This is a genomic window from Saccharopolyspora indica (genome assembly GCF_027853965.1).
GTDB classification, from domain to species: Bacteria; Actinomycetota; Actinomycetes; order Mycobacteriales; family Pseudonocardiaceae; genus Saccharopolyspora; species Saccharopolyspora indica.
In genome coordinates this window covers 1-19,854 of record NZ_JAQGLB010000028.1, presented here as the reverse complement: position 1 = coordinate 19,854, position 19,854 = coordinate 1, and the positions used below count along the sequence as shown (strand labels likewise).

The window sequence follows — 19,854 nt, the reverse complement described above, 5'->3', positions numbered from 1 at the left end:
CCGAGTGCCACGATCCAGCCACGACATCAACGAACTCACGAACCCGAGCGTGCCAAAGCCCCTCGCTGAGCCCGGTGCCCCGTCCGGTCGGCGAGGCACCGGGCGAGTGGCCCTACCGGCGCTTCAGCAGTTCGAAGAGGCTTGAGAAGCCCTGGTCACCGTGGCCGTCGGCGATGCGGCGGTCCATCAGCTCCTTCACCTCCCGCATCCGCACGGCTTCCACGCCGAGGGAGTCCCGGTGGCTGATCATGTCGTCCATCAGCGCGGCCTGGACGTTGAGCGGGCCGAGGTCCGGCGCGTACTCGCCGCTCTTGATCGCCTTGCTCATCGAGGCCAGCAGCGGCGGGAACGCGGCCAGCGAGCCGGCGAAGCGGTCGGCGAACTCCACGACGTCGACCCCTTCGGCCTGGACCAGCCGGAGCGTGTGGAGGAATCCGATGAGCAGCTCGTAGGACGCCGCCACCTGGGCCATGAACTCCACGGCCGCCGCACCGGCGTCCTCGCCGTGGTAGGCGATGGTGCCCAGCTCCTGGAGCGCGGACTCGTGCGCGGCGAAGGCCTGCCGGGAACCGCTGAACGGGAACATGATGTTCGGCGTTCCGACGTAGGGCGGGTCGCCCATGATCTTGCCGTCGACGTACTCCGCGCCGCGCTCGCTCGCCCACTGCTCGTTCGCCCGGGCCTGGGCTGGTGAACCGCTGGTGACGTTCACCAGCACCTTGCCCGCGACCGCCCCCTCGACAGTGCTCAGCACCTCGTCGACCGCAGTGCTGTCGAGCAAGCAGATCACCACGAGCGGACTCGCCGCGACCGCCTCCGCCGCGGTCGCGGCCGCGGTGGCACCGGCATCGACCAGCGGTGCGGCCTTGCTCGCGGTCCGGTTCCAGACCGTCGTGCGGTACCCGCGGTCGACGAAGGTCCTGGCGATCGCCGAACCCATATCACCGAGGCCGAGCACCGTGACCTGGCCGGCGGCACCTTCGGCAGTCGTTGTCATGTCGTTCCTTCCCGAACCACGATCGAGCTTCTCCTCGAAGCGACTGCAGACAACCTCCAACTTCCAGTAATGTCGAAGTCAAGGAGAAAGTTGATCGAGTTTCCGGCTCCGGTGCAGCGGCGGTCCTCGGCCGGGTAGCGGCTGGTCGTCGTGGAGCCGCGGCGATCGGGAGGAACGCCCATCCGCAAGGCCGCGTGCCTATGCAATCGCCGCGATGTCCCCGTCGTCGAAGTAGATCGACTGGTGCAGGCGACCGCCGAGGGCGTGGGCGTAGCGGGCGAGGACTTCCTGGCCGGACAGTTTGCCCTGTTCGATCTGCGAAATTCGCCCCTTCGTCACGCCCATCCGGTCGGCGACCTCCTGCTGGGTGAGGCCGCGGTTGCGCCGGATTTCGGCGAGTCGATGGCCGCGGACTTCCGCGAGCATCGCTTCTTTGCCAGCGGCCACGGCTTCCTCGCCGCCAGCTCGTTCGACGAATTCGCTGCGGACATCTCGCCAATTCGTGTACCCGGTCATCGCCGCCCCTCCTCGGCTTCACGTTCCTTCAAGTAGCGCTCGTACCGCTCCTCTGCGATCGGAATCGCCTCGCGATACCAAGCCTGCCACTGCCCGGCTTTGTCTCCCGCGACCAACAAGATGCTGCATCGCCACGGATCGAAGGCGAACAGGATCCGTACTGTCCCCGGCCGGAGTTCCTTCAGGTTCTTGATGCTCGAACCCGTGATCGTGTCAACGAGTGGGCGGCCGAGTCCCGGGCCTCCGGCAGCAAGCGCATCGAGCGCTTCTGTGACCCGGTTACGTGCCTCGTCGTCGAGACGGTAGATCCAGTCGAGGACTTCGTCGACGACGTAGATGCTCCACTCATTGGAGCTCACAGCCTGAAGTATAGCAATAGCTAAACCTGAATCTCCTTGCGAAAGTGGTGTCGTGGAGTGGCGTGCGACGATGTGCCCATGCCGAAGAAGCTCAACCTCACCGGTGACGCCGACGCCGACAAGCTGCTCAGCGATGACCCGTTCGCCCTGCTCACCGGGATGTTGCTCGATCAGCAGGTCGCGATGGAGATCGCCTTCGCCGGGCCGAAGAAGATCGCCGAGCGGATGGGCGGGTTCAGCGTCACCCGGATCGCCGAGTCCGATCTGGACGAGTTCGTCGAGCTGTGCGTGCAGAAGCCCGCCATCCACCGCTACGGCGGGTCGATGGGACGTCGGGTGCACGCGCTCGCGCAGTACGTCGTCGAGCACTACGACGGGCGGACCGAGGCGATCTGGACCGAGGGCGACCCGGACGGCAAGGAAGTCCTCAAGCGGCTCAAGGCGCTGCCCGGTTACGGCGATCAGAAGGCGCGGATCTTCCTCGCGCTGCTGGGCAAGCAGCGCGGCGTCGAGCCGTCCGGGTGGCGCGAGGCAGCCGGTGCCTACGGCGAGGACGGCTCGCGCCGGTCGATCGCCGACGTCGTCGACGAGCAGACCCTCAGCGAGGTCCGGGCCTGGAAGAAGGAGCAGAAGGCGGCCGCCAAGGCCGCCAAGGGCTGACGGAAATGCCGTCGACGTCGTTTCGCCCGCGCGGCTAGCGTTGGCCCGTGATGGACGAGCGGCGGAATGTGCGGATCTCGAAGTACCTGGCCAAGCACCTGAGGCACCAGCCGGAGCGGATCGGCGTCGAGCTCGACGCGAACGGCTGGGTGGACGTCGAGGTGCTGCTGGCCGCCGCTGCCGCGCACCGGTTCCCGATCTCGCGGGCGGAACTGGCCGAGGTCGTCGCGAGCAACGACAAGCAGCGCTACGTCATCGACGGTGACCGGATCCGGGCCAGCCAGGGGCACTCGGTCCCGGTCGACCTCGGCCTGCCGGTCGCCGAGCCGCCCGCGTTGCTGTTCCACGGCACCGTCGGCCGCAACCTCGCCGCGATCATGCAGGAGGGGTTGCGGCCGATGGGCCGCCAGCACGTCCACCTCTCCACCGACCGCGAGACCGCGCAGCGGGTGGGTGCGCGTCGCGGCCGACCGGTGATCCTGGCGGTGCGGGCAGGTGCGATGCACGAGGCCGGGCACGAGTTCCGGGTCAGCGCGAACGGGGTCTGGCTGACGGCGCACGTCGCACCGTCCTTCATCAACTTCCGGACCCCGTGAGCGCAGCTCAGGCCGCCGCCGCGCCGGGGCGCTGGTAGCGGTCGACGTACTCCTGGTCGGAGAGCTCGGCGATGGCGTACATGATCTCGTCGGTGATCGACCGCAGCACCGGCAGCGAGCTGTCCAGCCCCGAGTAGCGGTTGAAGTCCAGCGGGTCGCCGAAGCGCACCGAGACCGGGTGCAGGCGCGGGATCTTCTTGCCGCGCGGCTGGAGCTTGTCGGTGCCGGTCAGCGCCACCGGCACGACCGGTGCGCCGGTGCTCAGCGCGAGCCGCGCGACGCCGGTGCGGCCCCGGTACAGGCGGCCGTCGGGGGAGCGGGTGCCCTCCGGGTGGATGCCGAACGCGCCACCGTCGCGCAGCACCTTCTCCGCGGCTTCCAGCGACTCCTTCGCGGCGCGCCCCTTGCCCCGGTCCACCGGGATCGCGCCCCAGGTGCTGAACAGCCACTTCATCAGCGCGCCCTTGGGACCGGAGCCCGTGAAGTACTCGGCCTTGGCCAGGAACGCGACCGGGCGGGGCAGCACCAGCGGGACGATGAAGCTGTCGAGCACGGCGAGGTGGTTCGGCGCCAGGATCACCGGACCGGTGGTCGGCACCTTGTCCGCGTCGATCACAGTCGGCCGGTAGATCGTCCGCGCCACCGCGCCGACGACCCGCTTGCTCACCGCGTACAGCATTCGACCTCCACGAATTGATCCCGTCCGAATCTAACCGGTCGAGGTTTCGCGCGTGCGTCCTGCCGGTCAACCTCGGAGCCGGAGCCCCGAACTCCGCGCGGCCCCCAGGGTGTTGGCGGCGGCGATCGAGTGGGAGCATGGAAGTGGAGGTGGCGTCGTGAACAGCTCACATCGTGACGACTCCCCGGTGCTGATCACCGAGGCCCAGCCGTCCTTGGACGATCAGCAGGCGCTGCGTCGCCGCAAGTACGCGATCATGATGGCCAGCCGGGTTCCGTGCCTGGTGCTGGCGGCCGTGGTGTTCCAGATGTGGCCGTACCTGTGGTGGTTGTCACTGGTCATCCTGGCCATCTCGATCCCGCTGCCGTGGATGGCGGTGCTCATCGCCAACGACCGGCCGGTGCGCAGGAGCGAGAAGGTGAACCGGTTCCGGCACTCGCACCGAGCGCTGGAATCGCGCGAGCACCAGGTCATCGAGAACTGACCGGCGCGGGGCGGAACCGCCCCAGCCGGTCGTGCGGCATCATTGGGACATGAGCACGATGACGCTGCCGGAGACCGATACCCGGACCGAGACCACTGATCAGACCAGTGACGACCGTCCGGAGATGTTCCACTACGTGCAGAAGGACAAGATCGCCGAGAGCGCGGTCATGGGCACGCACGTGGTGGCGCTGTGCGGTGAGGTGTTCCCCGTCACCAAGTCGCCGAAGCCGGGTTCGCCGGTCTGCCCGGACTGCAAGGAGATCTTCAACTCGCTGCCGCCCGGCGGCAAGGACTGACTCCGCGCCGCGACCGCGCGGTGGCCCCGGGCAGCCCCTCAGCCACCGCGCGGTTCGGTCTGCTTGTGCGGCGGTTCCGGCAGCGGCACGCCGTTGCGCGGTAGCGCCGCCGCGTCGTCGACCGGCTCCTCGCGCTCTTCCGGCGCGGTGTCCTCCGCCTGGCCGTTGCGCCACGCCCGGTAGCCCTCTTCGGTGTGCATGCGCTGTTCGAGGCGCCGCATCTCCAGCCGCCGCCACCGGCGCCGCTCCCGGCGGGTCATCTTCGCCGGGTACATCTCCTGGATCGCGTTGTTGAACTGCGCGCCCATGATGATCGCCAAGCCGATGAAGAACGCGAACAGCAGGAACGCGATCGGGGTGGCCAGCGCGCCGTAGGTGTAGCCGGTGCCGGTCACCCACGTGATGTAGAGCCGCAGGCCGATGCTCGAGCACAGGAACAGCACCATCGCCAGCAGCGCGCCGGGCAGCCCGCGGTGCCAGGGCAGCTTCCGCGGCACCGCCACCTTGTACAGCGTGGCCAGCGCGACGACCAGCCCGAGCGCGGTCGCCGGGTAGTAGAAGATCTGGATCAGCCAGGCGATGTCGTCCTGGTAGTCCCGCGGGAACACCGTCGGCAGCCAGTCCGGGCCGAGCGCGATCACCGGCAGCCCGAACACCGCCAGCACCAGGCACACCAGGTACAGCAGCAGCGCGAAGATCCGCTGCCACACACTGTTGCGCACCAGGTACTGGTTGTAGGCCATGGTGATCGAGTCGACCAGCGACGCCAGCGCCGACGAACCCGCCCACAGCGACAGCAGGAAGCCCACCGAGACGATCTCGCCCTTGCCCTTGGTCAGGATGTCGCCCACCGTCGGGCCGATGATCTCCCGCACCACGTTCTCCGTGAACACGGTGCGGGAGAAGGCCAGGATCTTGTCGTGCACCGCGTCGACGACCGACGGGCCGAACCAGTCCCCGAGGAAGCCCAGGCTGCCCAGCAGCCCGAGCAGCAGCGGCGGCATGGACAGCGTCTGCCAGAAGGCGGCGGCCGCCGACTCGGAGAAGATGTTGTCCCACCACGCCTTGTCCAGGGTGCGCGCGATCAGGCGCAGTGGCCCTCGTCGCACCGGGGCGTCCCGTGGTGCGGCGGCTGCACTGCGCCCCCGGCTGTCTGGCGAACTCGGCGAACCCATGGCACCCATAAGGATGCTGCATCGGTCCCGGCGGTGAGCGTCGACCCGGAAAAACGGTGTGTCGCATTCGTCTCCACGGCCTTGCCGGTGGAGATCGAAGCGCGGAGGTAAGCTGCACGGCGGCCCGCAGCGAGTCGACCGATGACGGAGTGGGCGTTCGCAGGGCGGTGCAGCGACTCGCCCTCGCCATTCAGGTAGGGGAGACCCAGGAAGGAGCGGCGAGCCGGCGTGTCCGAAGCGCAACTCGACAATCCCGTCCGATCAGTGCTCAGCGAAGCCCCGCAGACTGCTTCCCGACCGCTCCGCGCGTGGCAGCGCAGAGCGCTCACCAAGTACCTGTCGACCAGGCCGCAGGACTTCCTGGCCGTGGCGACGCCGGGCGCGGGCAAGACCACCTTCGGACTCCGGATCGCCGCGGAGCTGCTGGCCGACCGCACGGTCGAGGCGGTGACCGTCGTCGCGCCGACCGAGCACCTGAAGCACCAGTGGGCGTTAGCGGCCGCCGGCGCGGGCATCGCGCTGGACCCGAACTTCCGCAACGCCGACGGCATCACCTCCAGCGACTACCAGGGCGTCGTCGTCACCTACGCGCAGGTCGCGGCGCACGAGGCCCTGCACCGGGTGCGCACCGAGCGCCGCAAGACGCTGGTGATCCTCGACGAGGTGCACCACGCCGGTGACGCGAAGTCCTGGGGCGATGCGATCCGGGAGGCCTTCACGCCCGCCGTGCGGCGGCTGTCGCTGACCGGTACGCCGTTCCGCAGCGACGACTCGCCGATCCCGTTCATCGGCTACGAGCCCGACGCCGACGGCTCGCTGCGCAGCCGCCCCGACCACTCCTACGGCTACTCCGACGCGCTCAACGACGGCGTGGTCCGGCCGGTGGTCTTCCTGGCCTACTCCGGTGAGGCCCGGTGGCGCACCAGTGCGGGCGACGAGTTCAGCGCCCGCCTCGGCGAGCCGCTGACGGCCGAGCAGACCGCCCGGGCCTGGCGCACCGCCCTGGACCCGTCGGGCGACTGGATCCCGGCGGTGCTGCGGGCCGCGGACACGCGGTTGGCGCAGCTGCGCAAGGGCGGCATGCCCGACGCCGGCGGTCTGGTGATCGCCACCGACCACGTCACCGCCAAGGCCTACGCCAAGGCATTGCTGCAGATCACCGGCACCGAGCCGGTGGTGGTGCTCTCCGACGACCCGCAGGCGTCCGGGCGGATCGCCGAGTTCTCCGAGTCCGACGACCGGTGGATGGTCGCGGTCCGGATGGTCAGCGAAGGCGTCGACGTGCCGCGGCTGGCCGTCGGCGTGTACGCCACCAGCGCCTCGACCCCGCTGTTCTTCGCGCAGGCCATCGGCCGCTTCGTGCGGTCGCGGCGGCCGGGGGAGACGGCCAGCGTCTTCCTGCCGAGCGTGCCGGTGCTGCTGGAGCTGGCCAGCCAGCTGGAGACCCAGCGCGACCACGTGCTGGGCAAGCCGCACCGGGAGAAGGACGGCTGGGACGACGAGCTGCTCGCCCAGGCCAACCGCAAGGAGGACGAGCCCGGCGAGGAGGAGAAGGCGTTCACCTCGCTGGGCGCCGAGGCCGAGCTGGACCAGGTGATCTACGACGGCTCGTCGTTCGGCACCGCGGCCTTCAGCACCTCCGAGGAGGAGCAGGACTACCTCGGTCTGCCTGGTCTGCTGGAACCCGACCAGGTGCGGGCGCTGCTGCGGCAGCGGCAGTCCCAGCAGCTCGACGACGTCGCCAAGCGGGAGGCCGACGCGAAGGCGGCCAAGGCCGCCGAGCAGGCCGAGCAGCGCGCGAACGCCAAGCCGCAGAGCGTCCAGGAGCGGTTGCAGAAGCTCCGCAAGGAGCTGAACACCCTGGTCTCGCTGCACCACCACCGGACCCGCAAGCCGCACGGCAAGATCTACAACGAGCTGCAGAAGTCCTGCGGCGGCCCGCCGACCGCGATGGCCACGATCGAGCAGCTCGAAGAGCGCATCGCCACCCTCCGCTCCTGGTGACGCTCAGGCGTGCCGGCGTGCGGTGATCAGGACCAGGACCGCACCGCCGGCCAGCGCGGCCGCGAGCACGTGCAGCAGCGTGCTGAAGCCGTAGCCGGTCAGAGCTCCTGCGAGCAGCGGGCCGAGGCCGGCGCCGACGAAGAACCAGAACGTCGACAGCGAGATCGCCGTGGAGCGGGCTCGGTCGGCGCGCGCCCCGACGGTTTCGATCATCGCCGGTGCGGCGATGGCGATGCCCGCGACGAACGCCATGAGCAGGATCGAGAGCCAGGCGGTGCCGGGTGCCAGCAGCGCGGTCAACAGGTTGACCACGGCGGCGAGCAGCAGGGCGAGCGCGATCCGGAACGCGCTGGTGATCCGCCGCAGCCACGGGGTCAGGAACGGGATCGCCAGCATCACCGGCAGCGCACTCGCTCGCAGCGTCAGCAGCGCCTGGGGGCTCCCGGCGATGCCGGTGAGCTGGAGCCCGGTGTAGACGGCGACGAACGAGCCGAACACGGCGGGCGTGGCGGCGTAGAGCAACCGGAGGCGAGGACTGCGTAGCAGCGCGGGGACGGCCCGGTACGCGTCCAGCGGTGAGCTGTTGGGCGCGGGCCGATCGGGCAGCATCGCGGTGCGCAGCGCGAGTGCCATGACGGCGAAGGCCAGCGCACCTGCGGTGAACACCATCCGCCAGCCGAGCGCATCCGCGATGAGCTGGGCGGCGATCTGGGCGACCACGGCCGAGGCCAGGAACGCCGTGGTGACCGCGGTGGTCTTCACCGTGCGGTGCTGCGGTGCCGAGCGCTCGGCGATGTAGGCCAGGACGCACGGCGGGAACGCGGCGATCATGAGGCCTTGGAGCACCCGTGCGGCGATCGCCGCTGCGATTCCCGGGACGGTGGCCACCAGGGCGGTCGCGAGTGCGGCGGCCAGCACGCCCGCCACGACGATCCGCCGGTGGCCGCAGCGATCGGCCAGCGGCCCGAAGAGCACGAAACCACCGGCGTAGCCGAAGCCGAATGCGCTGACCAGCCAGGTCATCGATGCGGTGTCGACGTTCCACTCGGATGCCATTTCGCCCATCAGCGGGATCACCGCGTACATCTGGCCGGTGGCCAGCAGGGCGGTCAGCACGAACACCACCAGGCTGCGGCCCAGCGGCGCGTGCTGGACGGAGGAGGTCGATGTCGGCCCGGTGGAGTTGCCGACGACCTGTGGAGCAGTTGTTGCCATGGCGGGACCGTATTCGTTCGCGGCCCTCAATGCAAACCAACTGGTTGGCTTGTTGGGTGCTAAGGTGATCGCGTGGCACGGAGTTCAGCAGGCACCAGGAAGGCGCTGCTCGTCGCGGCCCGCGAGGAGTTCGCCGAACACGGCGTGGCCGGTGCGCGGGTCGATCGCATCGCCGACCAGGCCGGGGTCAACAAGGAACGGCTCTACAAGCACTTCGGCAGCAAGGACGGGCTGTTCGACGCGGTGATGGCCGAGGTGCTGGACGAGTTCGACGAGACGGTCGCGCTGCCCGCGCGGGACGTCGGTGACTACGTGATCAACCTGTACGACTACCACCGGGAACACCCTCAGATGCTGAGGTTGCTGCTCTGGGAGGGGTTGCGCGGGCGTGGTCGGCCGGATCGGCGCCATGCGGAGCACTACCGCAAGCGGATGGAATCCCTCGCCCGGCTCCTCGGGTGCGAGCCGGGTCCTGAAGTCGCACGTGCGCTGCTCACCCTGTGCGGCGTGGCGAGCTGGCCCCACGCGGTGCCGCAGGTGGCCGAGCTGCTGCTGGGGGAGGACGACGGAGCTCTGCGGGGGTTCCTGGCGACCTTCGCCCGCGCGCACGTCGAAGGGTCACCTGGTGGTCAAGGTGTTGACCAGACATCACCGGTCAAGGGATTGACCGACTCCTCGCCATCACGCGTGGACGAGGCTGCCGAGCAGCTCCGCGCAGCGCTCGCAGCCGCGGACCTCGCTCGGGCGGAGCTCGTCGATGCGTTGCGGGCGGAGCACGACTCCGGAGCCAGCGCCAACCAGCTCGCCCAACGCGTCCACGGCCTGATGTCCAGGCCGCTCGTGCTGCGCGCGTTGGCAGGCGGTCGGAGCGGGGTGGCCGACTGACCACCTGGGCTTGGTCCCCTCCGGAACCGCAACCCGCCCCGAACGGCGCAGCGCGAGCGGTTCTGCCGACCCGTCCGGTCTCCTAGGGTCGGGGCCATGGCTTTCGACGTGGAGAAGGTCCGGGCGCAGTACCCGGCGCTGGCCGACGGCAGGGCGTGGCTGGACGGAGCGGCAGGCACCCAGGTGCCGCAGCCGGTGATCGATGCCGTCACCGACGCCTATCGGGTCGGGATGTCGAACGTGGGCGGCCCGTACGCCTCCAGCCGCCGGGCCGGCGGGATCGTCGCCGAGGCGCGTGCGGCGGTGGCCGACCTGGTCGGGGCGCCCGATCCGGCCGGCGTCGTGTTCGGCCCGAGCATGACCGCGCTGACCTACCGGTTCGCCGCGGTGCTGGCCGACGGCTGGCGGCCCGGCGACGAGGTCGTGGTGACCCAGCTGGACCACGACGCCAACGTCCGGCCGTGGATCCAGCACGCGCAGCGCGCGGGCGCGACGGTGCGGGTGGCGGAGCTGGACCCGGCGACCGGCGAGCTGCCCGCGCAGCGCGTCACCGACCTCATCGGCGAGCGCACCAAGCTGGTCGCGGTCACCGCGGCGTCGAACGTGCTGGGCACCATGCCCGACCTGCGGACGATCACCGGCCGGGCCCGCCAGGTGGGCGCGCTCTCCTACGTCGACGGCGTGCAGCACTGCCCGCACGCGCACGTGCGGCTCGCGGAGCTGGGCGCCGACTTCTACGCGACCAGCGCCTACAAGTGGGCGGGACCGCACCTGGCCGCGGTGGTCGCGGGGGATCCGTGGTCGCTGGAGAACCTGCACCCGGACAAGCTCAAACCGTCGCCGGACACCTCACCGGACCGCTTCGAGCTCGGCACCAACCCGTTCGCCGCCATGGCCGGAGTCGTGGCGGCGGTGGAGCACCTGGCCGGGCTGGACTCCGATGCCGACGGCAGCCGCGCCGACCGCCTGGCGGTCTCCCGGCGCGCGGTGCTCGCCCACGAGGAAGCACTCGCCGGCGTGCTGTTCGACGGCATCGCGGCGCTGGACGGCGTGGTGCGCTACGGCGCTCCGCGAGGCCGGTGCACTCCTACGGCGTTCTTCGGGATTCCCGGCGCGGAACCCCGGCAGGTGGCCGAACGGCTGGCAGAACGGGGCCTCAACGTCTCCCACGGCCATTCCTACGCCTGGGAGGCGGTGCACGCGCTCGGCATCGGCCCGCAGGGCGGGGTGCGCGCGAGCCTGTCGCACTACACCGACGAGTCCGACGTCCGCCGCCTCCTCGAAGCCCTCGCCGACCTGACGTGAGCCGGAAAAGGACCGTGCCCCCGCAGGAAGCCTGCGGGGGCACGGTCGTCTCGTCTTACGGGTGTTTACTGCTCGTCCTGCTGGAGGTCGGCCTGCACGTCGCGCAGCCCGGCCTCGTACGCGCGGGCGTGGTGCCCGCAGAACAGAAGCTCCCCACCGGATGGCAATACGGCGCGAAGCTTGGCAGCGGCCCCGCAGCGGTCGCAGCGGTCGGCGGCGGTCAGCTCGGGGCGGGTGAGCGTTCCCGGCATAGTGATCTCCCTCCGTCCCGGCGTCGGAAAGATCCGACGCCCTCGATCCTGCTACGACCACCGGTGGCCCACTGGCTGCGGGGTCGGTGCTCGTGGCTCCACTCTTCCAGACGCTTGAGCCGTAGTCAGTGTTCCCGCGCCGACCGGCGACGGTCGTCACCATGAAGCACCCGGTTGCAGCAGCGTCGTGCGCGGAACGTGATCAAATCCGCGAAAACCCTTGTGACTAGGGAAAATGTCGAAGCGGCCGGAATCTTCGCGGAGTCCGGAGTTGATCTGATTCCGGACATTCGGTGTCTCAGATCACAGAACGGGCGGTGTCCGGCGAACGCCGTTTCCGCTGGAAGCGAACAGCGAATCCCACCAGGCGGACCGCCCGAGCCGCCGAATGGACGCCTCGAGCTGACGTCGAACAGCAGCGAGGGCCGTCGACCGGGTGGTCGACGGCCCTCGTCGGGTTCTGCCGCTCAGTCCAGGTAGTCGCGGAGCACCTGGGAGCGCGACGGGTGGCGCAGCTTCGACATCGTCTTCGACTCGATCTGCCGGATCCGCTCGCGGGTCACGCCGTAGACCTGGCCGATCTCGTCCAGCGTCCGCGGCTGGCCGTCGGTGAGGCCGAAGCGCAGCCGGACCACGCCCGCCTCGCGCTCGGACAGCGTCGCCAGCACCGACTGCAGCTGGTCCTGCAGCAGCGTGAACGACACCGCGTCGACCGCGACCACGGCCTCGGAGTCCTCGATGAAGTCGCCGAGCTGGCTGTCGCCCTCGTCGCCGATCGTCTGGTCCAGGGAAATCGGCTCCCGGGCGTACTGCTGGATCTCCAGCACCTTCTCCGGGGTGATGTCCATTTCCTTGGCGAGCTCCTCGGGCGTGGGCTCGCGGCCCAGGTCCTGGAGCAGCTCGCGCTGGATGCGGCCGAGCTTGTTGATGACCTCGACCATGTGCACCGGGATGCGGATGGTGCGGGCCTGGTCGGCCATGGCGCGGGTGATGGCCTGCCGGATCCACCAGGTGGCGTACGTGGAGAACTTGTAGCCCTTGGTGTAGTCGAACTTCTCCACCGCGCGGATCAGGCCCAGGTTGCCCTCCTGGATCAGGTCCAGGAACGCCATGCCGCGGCCGGTGTAGCGCTTGGCGAGGCTGACCACGAGCCGGAGGTTGGCCTCCAGCAGGTGGTTCTTGGCGCGCTCACCATCCCGCACGATCCAGCGCAGGTCGCGCCGCATCTGGGTGGTCAGCTGCTCGCCGGACTCCTCGATCTGGCGGATGCGCTCGGCGCCGTAGAGGCCGGCCTCGATGCGCTTGGCCAGCTCGACCTCCTCCTCGGCGTTGAGCAGCGCGACCTTGCCGATCTGCTTCAGGTACGCGCGCACCGAGTCGGCGGAGGCGGTCAGCTCGGCGTCCTTGCGCGCCTGGCGCAGCGCCTCGGACTCCTCCTCGTCCCAGACGAAGTCACCGGACTCCTTGGAGTCCTCGTCCGGAACCGGCTCCTCCGGGATCTCCACTTCGACCTCGGCCAGGTCGCCGACGTCCGGGGAGGTCAGGTCGGTCTCGATCGGTTCGTCGATCTCCATGCCCTCGCCGCTGCCCTTGGCCGAAGCCGACTTGGTCGTCTTCTTGGCCGGGGCCTTGGCGCCCTTCTTGGCCGCCGCGGGCTTCGTGGCGGTCTTGCGGGTCGTCGACTTCGCACCCGTCGAGCTCTTGGTGCTCTTCCGCGCGGCGGTGGTCTTCGGCTGCTCGGACGAAGCAGCCGCCTCCGAAGCTGGGGTGGCCTGGGACTGGCCCGACTCGGACTGGGCACCGCCGGCTGCGGCGGAGCTGGAGCGTCGGGTTGCGGTTTCTGCGGCTGCCACGTACGCCCTTTCGCGACGGTCGATCAGGGCTGGCCGGAGGGCGCGAAACCTCGGCCGCCAAAGGTCGGGGAACAACCCACCGGATTCCAGTCCCTCCGGAAAGGGGAGAACACCAGGTGAAATCGGTGTTTTCGCCTTGTCGAAGGGCCTCGATCCGAGCGGGCCGTGTTCCATTGTAACTGCGATGCGGGGGTGCGGTTCCGCTGCAAGGCGGAGTCCGCGCGCCCCATCGTGTGCTAGGTGCCTGCCGGGTCAGGCGTTGCCGCTGGTCGCAGCGGTGGCGGCGCCGACGATTCCCGCGTCGTTGCGCAGCGCGGCGGCGACGACCGGAGTTCGCGTCTCCAGCAGCGGAATCCACTTGTGACCCTTCTTGCTGACCCCGCCGCCGGCGATGATCAGGTCCGGCCACAGGAACTGCTCCAGCGCCTGGACGTAGCGGGTGACCCGCGGGGCCCACTCCGGGTACGACAGGTCCAGCTCGTCCTTGACCGACGCCGCGGCCTGCGTCTCCGCGTCGTGGCCGTCGACCTCGATGTGGCCGAACTCGGTGTTGGGCACCAGCCGGCCGTCGATGAACATCGCGCTGCCGATGCCGGTGCCGAAGGTCAGCACCACGACCAGCCCGCGGTGCCCGGCACCCGCGCCCACGCGCATCTCGGCGATCCCGGCCGCGTCGGCGTCGTTGAGCACCACGACGTCCTCGCGGGCGCGGCCGAGCCGCTCGGCGAACAGCGCCTGCGCGTCGGTGCCGATCCAGCCCTTGTCGATGTTCGCCGCGGTCAGCGCGGTGCCGTCCTTGACGACGCAGGGCAGCGTGACGCCGACCGGCCCGGTCCAGGAGAACTTGTCGACGATCTCGGCCACCGCATCGGCCACCGCCGACGGCGTCGACGGCTGCGGGGTGGGAATCCGCATCCGCTCCTCGGCCAGCACGCCGCCTTCGATGTCGACCGGACATCCCTTGATGCCGGACCCGCCGATATCCACGCCGAAACCGCGGGCAGTCCCCATGGCCGATCCTTCCTATTCGATTCAGATCGAGGTGTGCAGACCTTAACCGGGTTGTGTTGCGATGTGGGCGTGGGATTGGCAACTGAGATGGATGCAAAGGCGTTGCGCGAGGTCGCGGTGCAGATCGCGCGCGAAGCCGCACAACTGGCACGCACCGTGCGTGACGAAGCAGTCACTGATGGTGTTGACACGAAGAGTACCGAAACCGATGTCGTGACGGCCGGTGATCGCGCGGTGGAGCGCTTGGTCCGCGAGCGGCTGGCCGAGTTGCGGCCCGGCGAGTCGGTGCTCGGCGAGGAGGAGGGCGGCGAGCGGGCGCTCGAAGGGCTGCGCTGGGTCGTCGACCCGATCGACGGCACGGTCAACTACCTGTACGGATTCCCCTGGTACTCGGTGTCGCTGGCCGCGCAGCTCGACGGGCGTTCGGTGGCCGGTGCGGTCGTCGAGCCGGCCTCCGGGCGGGTCTGGAGCGCGGCCGCCGGGCACGGCGCGTTCCTGGACGGTCAGCGCCTGCGCGTCTCGGCCGCCGACCGGCTGGACCTGGCGTTGATCGGCACCGGCTTCGCCTACGACGTCGACCGCCGCAAGGCGCAGGCCGCGGTGGTGAGCCGGGTGCTGGGGCAGGTCCGCGACATCCGCCGCGCCGGGGTGGCGTCGCTGGACCTGTGCGCGGTGGCCGCCGGCTGGCTGGACGGCGTGTACGAGGTCGGCCTGAAGCGGTGGGACTGGGCGGCAGGCGTCCTGATCGCCGAGGAGGCCGGTGCCCGGCTGCGACTGCCGGAGCGCGGCAGCGCGGACGGCTTGGGCGACGAGATGCTGGTCTGCGCCACGCCGGGCATCGCCGAGGCGCTCACCGACGCGCTCCACGAGGCCGACGCGGGCCGGGTCTGACCGGCGGGTGGTGCGCGCGGGCCGGTGGACGCCGGGCCGCGCCCACGCCGCTCAGCAGTGCACGTCGCGGGCCTTGGTCAGCAGGTCCTCGTCGATCTTCGGCGGCGTGACCTCCTGGTTCGCGCCGCCCTGCTGATCGCGCTGCGGCACCCAGTTCTCCAGCTCCTGGAGCACCTGCTTGGCCGCCGAGGTGGTCTTGATGTCGTCGAACTTCGAGCCCAGCGCGAAGTCGACGGTGGCGTCCGACCGCTCGTCGCGGACCAGCTGCGCGCACGGCGCGATCAGGCTCAGCGTGCGCGCCGCGCTCACCCCGGCGCCGCCGAAGCGGATCTGGCCGTGGCACTTCAGGTCGTAGTTGACGTAGACCGGGTCGTTGTCCGCGCCGCCCTCGGCGAAGCCGAGGCTGCTCAGCTCGTCGCTGACCAGCGTGGCCTGCCTGCTCTCCCCGTTGCCGTTGAGCACCCGAACCTGCACGTCCTGCGGCGGGATGGGGCCGGTCGAGTCCAGCGCGTCGCGCGCGAGCATCTCGCCCAGCGGCACCTGCTCGGGCACCTCCTCGCCGGCGGCCGGTGCGGCGGTCGGCGGGGTCGGCGGATTGCAGGTGGTGGCCGTTTCGATGTCCTGCACGGAATCGAAGACGCGGGTCCACAGGAAGCCGGCCGCCACCACGAGGCAGGCCAGCACCAGCAGAGCGGGCAGTGGCCGACGGCGCCGGTACCCGGCTCGTCGTCCCCCCCTTGCACCAACGGCTGCCACGTCCCGCCCCTCCCTGGAAGCTCCTCATCCGTGCACTCCGATCAAGCCTATGCGCAGAAGTGCCGCTGTGCGGTGCCGGACGGCCTTGCTGTGTCGCGACCGACGTCGCACCGGTGCTGAATCGATGTGGTCCGCGCGAACCGCCAGCGCACGGCATCGCGGGCCCGGTGAACGGGCAACCGGTGGCATCGCCGAGGGGCCGCACCGGTTTGATCTTCGGGAAGCCGCGGATGCAGTGAACACCACACCTATGGGTGACCTGATGCATGTGCGGATTCGCCATGAGCTACCCTCTCGGCGCCTCACGGAGTGCCGGATGAGGCAAGTCGCTCATAACGGGGGAACTGAACACGTTGCAGGGCGAGACCACGATCACTGCGCCGCCGGGCACAAATCCTGGTCCTGGAACGTTTACCAGCGGCACACCATTGCAGTCTCCACAAACGCAGGGGTGAATCAGGATGGCGACCGACTACGACGCTCCGCGCCGGGAGTCCGAGGACTTGGCAGAGGACTCGCTGGAGGAGCTGAAGGCGCGACGCAACGATGCGCAATCGGGCGTCGTCGACGAGGACGAAGGGGCGATCCAGGAGAACTTCGAACTCCCGGGTGCGGACCTGTCCGGCGAGGAGATGACCGTCAAGGTCCTCCCGAAGCAGGCGGACGAGTTCACGTGCTCGAGCTGCTTCCTCGTCCACCACCGCAGCCGGCTGGCCGAGACGAAGAACGGCCAGCTGATCTGCCGCGACTGCGCGGCCTGAGCTCGGGCGGACGTCGACGAAACCGGGGAGTGGCTGGGCACACGCAGGGCGTGTGCCCAGTTGTCTTTCCACCGCCCGGCCCCGGTCAGCCCTTGCCCAGCGCCTCGACGAGCTCCGCGGGCCGCCGGGTGCTGACCACCCAGTACGGGGTCGGGTCGTCCGGATCGTCCAGCCAGATCCGCACCGAGGTGCGGATCGAGGAGCGGTGCACCATGAACGCGGCCGGATCCAGGTCCGGTCCCAGCGCCCGGCGCTGCTCCTGCGGGGTGATGATCTCGACCTCGTCGACGAACCGCAGCGGCAGGTGGGCATCGCCCACCCACAGCTCGCCGCCGTTGACCTCGACCTTGGTCCGGCCCAGCCACAGCGGGATGGCGATCGCCAGCGGCACCAGCACCGCGTACGGCAGCCACGCCCGGACGCCCGGGTAGCCCATGTGCACCTGCGCGGCCATCAGCACGGCGCCGATCAACGGCAGCGGCCAGGACCACCAGGCCGCGTACAGCCGCTCCCGGAACACCGGGCGCTCCGTCGAGTTCGCCTGACCGGGCAAGTCACCGGTCGTGCTGGCCGCTTCTACGCTTTCCGACACCTCTTCAGGGTAGTCTCGCCGCCCGTGTCGAACGTGAAGGTCCTGCTGACCCGACTTGACCCCGATGTGCCGCTGCCGTCCTACGCCAAGCCGGGCGACGCCGGTGCGGACCTGGTGACGACCACCGACGTGGTGCTCGAACCCGGCGAACGCGCGGTGGTGGGCACCGGCATCGCGCTGGCGCTGCCCGAGGGCTACGCCGGTTTCGTGCACCCGCGTTCCGGGCTGGCCGCCAGGGCCGGGCTGAGCGTGGTCAACGCGCCGGGGACGGTCGATTCCGGGTACCGCGGTGAGATCAAGGTCTGCCTGATCAACCATGATCGGGAAGACTCGCTGTCGTTGCGGCGCGGCGACCGGATCGCGCAGCTCGTCGTGCAGCGCGTCGAGCACGCGGTGTTCCAGGAGGTCGACGAGCTGCCAGCGTCGCAGCGGGGCGCCGGGGGCTACGGCTCCACCGGCGGGCACGAGGTGCTGGCGGTCTCGGGAACCGAGGCCGGTCACAGGACGGAGGGCTGAGGGGATGTTCGGATTTGGCCGCGGTCGGGGCAAGCGCGCCGACGAGGTGGTTGACGAGTCGGCTGCGGAGGACGTCCCGGAGAGCGGGCCGTTCGACGAGAGCGAGGCGCCGCAGGACGAGGTGGAGCGCCTCGACCTGGGCTCGGTGCGGTTGCCGGTGCCCGAGGGCGGTCAGCTGCAGGTCGAGGTGGACCCGGCCGGTCCGGTGCGCGCGGTGCACGTGGTCACCCCGGTCGGCCGGCTGACCGTGAGCGCGTTCGCCGCGCCGCGCAGCGACGGCCTGTGGCGCGAGGTCAGCGGTGAGCTCGCCGAGCAGCTGCGCAAGGACGGCGCGCGGGTGCACACCGAGGACGGTGACTGGGGCGCGGAGCTGGTGGCCGATTCGCCGAAGGCCGCGCTGCGGTTCATCGGCGTGGACGGCCCGCGCTGGCTGCTGCGCGGGGTCGCGGCCGGGCCCGCGGAGACCGCCGAGGAGTGCGCGAAGCTGCTGTACGCGGTGCTCGAGGAGACGATCGTGGTGCGCGGCACCGACCCGATGCCGGTGCGCACCCCGCTGCCCATCCAGCTGCCGGAGGCGATCCTGCGGCACATCCAGCAGGCGCAGCAGGCCCAGGGCAACGGTCAGGCGGCGCAGTGACCGGACTCGGACGCCGTCCCGGTGGCGGGACGACGTCCGAGCCTCCGCCGGGAGCGGGTGATCGGCGGCCGGACCCGGTCGAGTTGATCCGATCGAGCGATCATGTTCTCAAACGCGCCGGGGGCGCGACCCTGCGCCGATCGGCCGCTACGCTGGTGGTGCACGGGCTGCGCGAGTCGAGCCCCGAGGGCGCACAGGAGCGCTAATGAGCAAGAGCGAGGGCGGCTACTGGCGTCGCCTCGTGCGGCGCTTGACCAGCGACGTCGCCGAGCTGGACGCCGACGACCTCTCGGAGCGTTCGCAGGCGGGCGGAGCTCAGCGGGCCAGCGACTGCAAGTGCGGTCAGGAGGCCGTGGTGCTCGGCCGGGTTCGCAGCGTCGGGCTGTGCCCCAAGGCGTCGGCACCGACGCTGGAGGCCGAGCTCTTCGACGGCACCGAGGACGTCACGCTGGTGTGGCTGGGCCGCCGCCGGATCGCGGGCATCGAACCGGGCCGCACCATCAAGGCCCGTGGCCGGATCGCGGATCGCGACGGTCGCAAGGTGCTTTACAACCCCTACTACGAGTTGCAGAACACCGCATGAGCGAACGCGACGCAGCGGCCGCCGGGCTCTCCGCCCAGGACGCGGCCGAGAAGCAGGCGGACACCGGCGAGCAGCGCGCCGCCGGTGCCGAGAACACCTTGCTGGAGCAGATGGGCGGGGTCAGCGGACTGGCCTACTCCGCGGTGCCCATCGTGGTCTTCGTGCTGGTCAGCTCCTTCACCAGCCTGATGCCGGCGATCTGGTCGGCGATCGGGGTGGCGGTGGCCATCGCGATCTTCCGGATGGTGCGCAAGGAGCCGCTGCAGCCGGCCGTCTCCGGCGTGATCGGGGTGGCGGTGTGCTCGTTCATCGCCTACCGCTCCGGGGACGCCAAGGGGTTCTTCCTGCTGGGCATCTGGACGAGCCTGATCTACGGCGGGCTGTTCCTGGTCTCGGTGCTGGCCCGCTGGCCGCTGGTGGGCGTCGCCTGGTCGGCGCTGAACGGGCTGGGCTTCTCCTGGCGCAAGCAGCGCCGCGCGCTGCGCGGGTACGACCTGGCCACGCTGGCGTGGGTCGCGGTGTTCGGCGCGAAGTACGTGGTGCAGCAGTGGCTCTACGACGCCGACCAGACCGGCTGGCTGGCGTTCGCCCGCATCGCGATGGGCTACCCGCTGACCGGCCTGGCGCTGATCGTCACGGTGTGGGCGATCCGGCGCGCGGCGAAGGTCGCGGAGCAGGAGAGGGCCATCGCCGAGGAATCGCCCGCGGTGCGCCCCAACCCGTCGGTCGGCTGAACCGACTTCTTCCCGGAACCTCCCGACACGCCGATGCCGTGTCGGGAGGTTCTGCGGTTTCACGGGAACTCGCGCGGATCGTCGGCGGGGGGGGGG

Annotated in this window: 24 protein-coding genes; 13 read left to right on the top strand and 11 right to left on the bottom strand. The window is 70.3% G+C overall.

The window, feature by feature from the left end; all coding sequences use genetic code 11:
- Positions 1-112: 112 nt before the first annotated feature.
- From OU416_RS36355 to OU416_RS36345, 3 genes are all read right to left on the bottom strand, one after another.
- Positions 113-997 (bottom strand): NAD(P)-dependent oxidoreductase, encoded by an 885-nt coding sequence (locus OU416_RS36355; RefSeq protein ID WP_270931622.1) that lies wholly within the window; start codon positions 995-997, stop codon positions 113-115.
- 198 nt (positions 998-1,195) lie between these two features.
- Positions 1,196-1,513 carry a helix-turn-helix domain-containing protein gene (locus tag OU416_RS36350; protein WP_270931621.1) on the bottom strand — a complete coding sequence of 106 codons (318 nt, stop codon included), beginning with the start codon at positions 1,511-1,513 and terminating at the stop codon, positions 1,196-1,198.
- Positions 1,510-1,872 carry a type II toxin-antitoxin system RelE/ParE family toxin gene (locus tag OU416_RS36345; protein ID WP_270931620.1) on the bottom strand — a complete coding sequence of 121 codons (363 nt, stop codon included), beginning with the start codon at positions 1,870-1,872 and terminating at the stop codon, positions 1,510-1,512. The genes OU416_RS36350 and OU416_RS36345 overlap by 4 nt, the downstream gene beginning before the upstream one ends.
- A gap of 78 nt (positions 1,873-1,950) precedes the next feature.
- Between OU416_RS36345 and OU416_RS36340 the strand changes: the two genes are divergently transcribed.
- Positions 1,951-2,532: an HhH-GPD-type base excision DNA repair protein gene (locus OU416_RS36340; protein WP_270931619.1), complete on the top strand. Its 582-nt coding sequence runs from the start codon at positions 1,951-1,953 to the stop codon at positions 2,530-2,532.
- 50 nt (positions 2,533-2,582) lie between these two features.
- Positions 2,583-3,128, top strand: a complete 546-nt coding sequence (locus OU416_RS36335) for an RNA 2'-phosphotransferase (RefSeq protein ID WP_270931689.1) — start codon at positions 2,583-2,585, stop codon at positions 3,126-3,128.
- A 7-nt stretch (positions 3,129-3,135) separates the two neighbouring features.
- Here the strand turns inward: OU416_RS36335 and OU416_RS36330 are convergent, their stop codons facing one another.
- The gene (locus tag OU416_RS36330; RefSeq protein ID WP_270931618.1) at positions 3,136-3,807 is read right to left on the bottom strand and encodes a lysophospholipid acyltransferase family protein; all 672 of its coding nucleotides are present in this window, start codon (positions 3,805-3,807) and stop codon (positions 3,136-3,138) included.
- Between the two features lie 157 nt (positions 3,808-3,964).
- Here OU416_RS36330 and OU416_RS36325 point away from each other — a divergent pair, with 157 nt between their 5' ends.
- Together OU416_RS36325 and OU416_RS36320 are read left to right on the top strand one after the other, a co-directional pair.
- Positions 3,965-4,291: a DUF3099 domain-containing protein gene (locus OU416_RS36325; RefSeq protein ID WP_270931617.1), complete on the top strand. Its 327-nt coding sequence runs from the start codon at positions 3,965-3,967 to the stop codon at positions 4,289-4,291.
- Positions 4,292-4,340: 49 nt separating this feature from the next.
- On the top strand, positions 4,341-4,589 hold the full coding sequence (locus tag OU416_RS36320; protein ID WP_093157479.1) for a DUF3039 domain-containing protein: 249 nt from the start codon (positions 4,341-4,343) through the stop codon (positions 4,587-4,589).
- A gap of 38 nt (positions 4,590-4,627) precedes the next feature.
- Here the strand turns inward: OU416_RS36320 and OU416_RS36315 are convergent, their stop codons facing one another.
- Positions 4,628-5,764 (bottom strand): YihY/virulence factor BrkB family protein, encoded by a 1,137-nt coding sequence (locus OU416_RS36315; protein ID WP_372907136.1) that lies wholly within the window; start codon positions 5,762-5,764, stop codon positions 4,628-4,630.
- A gap of 228 nt (positions 5,765-5,992) precedes the next feature.
- Between OU416_RS36315 and OU416_RS36310 the strand changes: the two genes are divergently transcribed.
- The gene (locus tag OU416_RS36310) at positions 5,993-7,768 is read left to right on the top strand and encodes a DEAD/DEAH box helicase (RefSeq protein ID WP_270931615.1); all 1,776 of its coding nucleotides are present in this window, start codon (positions 5,993-5,995) and stop codon (positions 7,766-7,768) included.
- A 3-nt stretch (positions 7,769-7,771) separates the two neighbouring features.
- On the opposite strand, the gene OU416_RS36305 is transcribed toward OU416_RS36310, so the two are convergent.
- A complete protein-coding gene (locus OU416_RS36305) occupies positions 7,772-8,983 on the bottom strand; it encodes an MFS transporter (RefSeq protein WP_270931614.1) in 1,212 nt (403 codons plus the stop codon).
- A gap of 72 nt (positions 8,984-9,055) precedes the next feature.
- Between OU416_RS36305 and OU416_RS36300 the strand changes: the two genes are divergently transcribed.
- Both OU416_RS36300 and OU416_RS36295 read left to right on the top strand, forming a co-directional pair.
- Complete coding sequence (locus OU416_RS36300; protein WP_270931613.1) at positions 9,056-9,868, top strand: TetR/AcrR family transcriptional regulator; 813 nt, start codon at positions 9,056-9,058, stop codon at positions 9,866-9,868.
- Between the two features lie 96 nt (positions 9,869-9,964).
- A complete protein-coding gene (locus tag OU416_RS36295) occupies positions 9,965-11,173 on the top strand; it encodes a cysteine desulfurase-like protein (RefSeq protein WP_270931612.1) in 1,209 nt (402 codons plus the stop codon).
- 65 nt (positions 11,174-11,238) lie between these two features.
- Here the strand turns inward: OU416_RS36295 and OU416_RS36290 are convergent, their stop codons facing one another.
- The 3 genes from OU416_RS36290 to ppgK all read right to left on the bottom strand — a co-directional run bounded on the left by OU416_RS36290 (position 11,239) and on the right by ppgK (position 14,288).
- The gene (locus OU416_RS36290; RefSeq protein ID WP_093157581.1) at positions 11,239-11,424 is read right to left on the bottom strand and encodes a DUF7455 domain-containing protein; all 186 of its coding nucleotides are present in this window, start codon (positions 11,422-11,424) and stop codon (positions 11,239-11,241) included.
- Between the two features lie 467 nt (positions 11,425-11,891).
- Positions 11,892-13,277: an RNA polymerase sigma factor gene (locus OU416_RS36285; RefSeq protein ID WP_372907135.1), complete on the bottom strand. Its 1,386-nt coding sequence runs from the start codon at positions 13,275-13,277 to the stop codon at positions 11,892-11,894.
- Positions 13,278-13,529: 252 nt separating this feature from the next.
- A complete protein-coding gene (ppgK, locus tag OU416_RS36280) occupies positions 13,530-14,288 on the bottom strand; it encodes a polyphosphate--glucose phosphotransferase (RefSeq protein WP_270931611.1) in 759 nt (252 codons plus the stop codon).
- Positions 14,289-14,375: 87 nt separating this feature from the next.
- Here ppgK and OU416_RS36275 point away from each other — a divergent pair, with 87 nt between their 5' ends.
- Positions 14,376-15,179, top strand: coding sequence for an inositol monophosphatase family protein (locus OU416_RS36275; RefSeq protein ID WP_270931610.1), 804 nt, complete (start codon positions 14,376-14,378; stop codon positions 15,177-15,179).
- A gap of 51 nt (positions 15,180-15,230) precedes the next feature.
- Here the strand turns inward: OU416_RS36275 and cei are convergent, their stop codons facing one another.
- Complete coding sequence (gene cei / locus OU416_RS36270) at positions 15,231-15,935, bottom strand: envelope integrity protein Cei (RefSeq protein WP_270931609.1); 705 nt, start codon at positions 15,933-15,935, stop codon at positions 15,231-15,233.
- Between the two features lie 461 nt (positions 15,936-16,396).
- Here cei and OU416_RS36265 point away from each other — a divergent pair, with 461 nt between their 5' ends.
- The gene (locus OU416_RS36265) at positions 16,397-16,696 is read left to right on the top strand and encodes a DUF4193 domain-containing protein (protein WP_270931608.1); all 300 of its coding nucleotides are present in this window, start codon (positions 16,397-16,399) and stop codon (positions 16,694-16,696) included.
- A gap of 85 nt (positions 16,697-16,781) precedes the next feature.
- On the opposite strand, the gene OU416_RS36260 is transcribed toward OU416_RS36265, so the two are convergent.
- Complete coding sequence (locus OU416_RS36260; RefSeq protein ID WP_270931607.1) at positions 16,782-17,288, bottom strand: DUF3093 domain-containing protein; 507 nt, start codon at positions 17,286-17,288, stop codon at positions 16,782-16,784.
- Positions 17,289-17,312: 24 nt separating this feature from the next.
- On the opposite strand from OU416_RS36260, the gene dut reads away from it, so the two are divergent.
- The 4 genes from dut (at position 17,313) to OU416_RS36240 (ending at position 19,758) form a co-directional block, all read left to right on the top strand.
- Positions 17,313-17,804, top strand: coding sequence for a dUTP diphosphatase (gene dut, locus OU416_RS36255; protein ID WP_270931606.1), 492 nt, complete (start codon positions 17,313-17,315; stop codon positions 17,802-17,804).
- Between the two features lie 4 nt (positions 17,805-17,808).
- Positions 17,809-18,441: a DUF3710 domain-containing protein gene (locus OU416_RS36250; protein WP_270931605.1), complete on the top strand. Its 633-nt coding sequence runs from the start codon at positions 17,809-17,811 to the stop codon at positions 18,439-18,441.
- Positions 18,442-18,646: 205 nt separating this feature from the next.
- Positions 18,647-19,024: an OB-fold nucleic acid binding domain-containing protein gene (locus OU416_RS36245; RefSeq protein ID WP_093355104.1), complete on the top strand. Its 378-nt coding sequence runs from the start codon at positions 18,647-18,649 to the stop codon at positions 19,022-19,024.
- Positions 19,021-19,758, top strand: a complete 738-nt coding sequence (locus OU416_RS36240) for a DUF3159 domain-containing protein (RefSeq protein WP_270931604.1) — start codon at positions 19,021-19,023, stop codon at positions 19,756-19,758. The genes OU416_RS36245 and OU416_RS36240 overlap by 4 nt, the downstream gene beginning before the upstream one ends.
- Positions 19,759-19,854 lie beyond the last annotated feature (96 nt).

Coding starts and splice junctions, on each gene's coding strand:
- OU416_RS36340 (WP_270931619.1), top strand. CDS start 1,951: ATGCCGAAGAAGCTCAACCTCACCGGTGACGCCGACGCCGACAAGCTG.
- OU416_RS36265 (WP_270931608.1), top strand. CDS start 16,397: ATGGCGACCGACTACGACGCTCCGCGCCGGGAGTCCGAGGACTTGGCA.
- OU416_RS36330 (WP_270931618.1), bottom strand. CDS start 3,807: ATGCTGTACGCGGTGAGCAAGCGGGTCGTCGGCGCGGTGGCGCGGACG.
- OU416_RS36350 (WP_270931621.1), bottom strand. CDS start 1,513: ATGACCGGGTACACGAATTGGCGAGATGTCCGCAGCGAATTCGTCGAA.
- OU416_RS36250 (WP_270931605.1), top strand. CDS start 17,809: ATGTTCGGATTTGGCCGCGGTCGGGGCAAGCGCGCCGACGAGGTGGTT.
- OU416_RS36305 (WP_270931614.1), bottom strand. CDS start 8,983: ATGGCAACAACTGCTCCACAGGTCGTCGGCAACTCCACCGGGCCGACA.
- ppgK (WP_270931611.1), bottom strand. CDS start 14,288: ATGGGGACTGCCCGCGGTTTCGGCGTGGATATCGGCGGGTCCGGCATC.
- OU416_RS36320 (WP_093157479.1), top strand. CDS start 4,341: ATGAGCACGATGACGCTGCCGGAGACCGATACCCGGACCGAGACCACT.
- OU416_RS36335 (WP_270931689.1), top strand. CDS start 2,583: ATGGACGAGCGGCGGAATGTGCGGATCTCGAAGTACCTGGCCAAGCAC.
- OU416_RS36240 (WP_270931604.1), top strand. CDS start 19,021: ATGAGCGAACGCGACGCAGCGGCCGCCGGGCTCTCCGCCCAGGACGCG.
- OU416_RS36275 (WP_270931610.1), top strand. CDS start 14,376: ATGGATGCAAAGGCGTTGCGCGAGGTCGCGGTGCAGATCGCGCGCGAA.
- OU416_RS36295 (WP_270931612.1), top strand. CDS start 9,965: ATGGCTTTCGACGTGGAGAAGGTCCGGGCGCAGTACCCGGCGCTGGCC.
- OU416_RS36315 (WP_372907136.1), bottom strand. CDS start 5,764: ATGGGTTCGCCGAGTTCGCCAGACAGCCGGGGGCGCAGTGCAGCCGCC.
- OU416_RS36290 (WP_093157581.1), bottom strand. CDS start 11,424: ATGCCGGGAACGCTCACCCGCCCCGAGCTGACCGCCGCCGACCGCTGC.
- OU416_RS36245 (WP_093355104.1), top strand. CDS start 18,647: ATGAGCAAGAGCGAGGGCGGCTACTGGCGTCGCCTCGTGCGGCGCTTG.
- OU416_RS36355 (WP_270931622.1), bottom strand. CDS start 997: ATGACAACGACTGCCGAAGGTGCCGCCGGCCAGGTCACGGTGCTCGGC.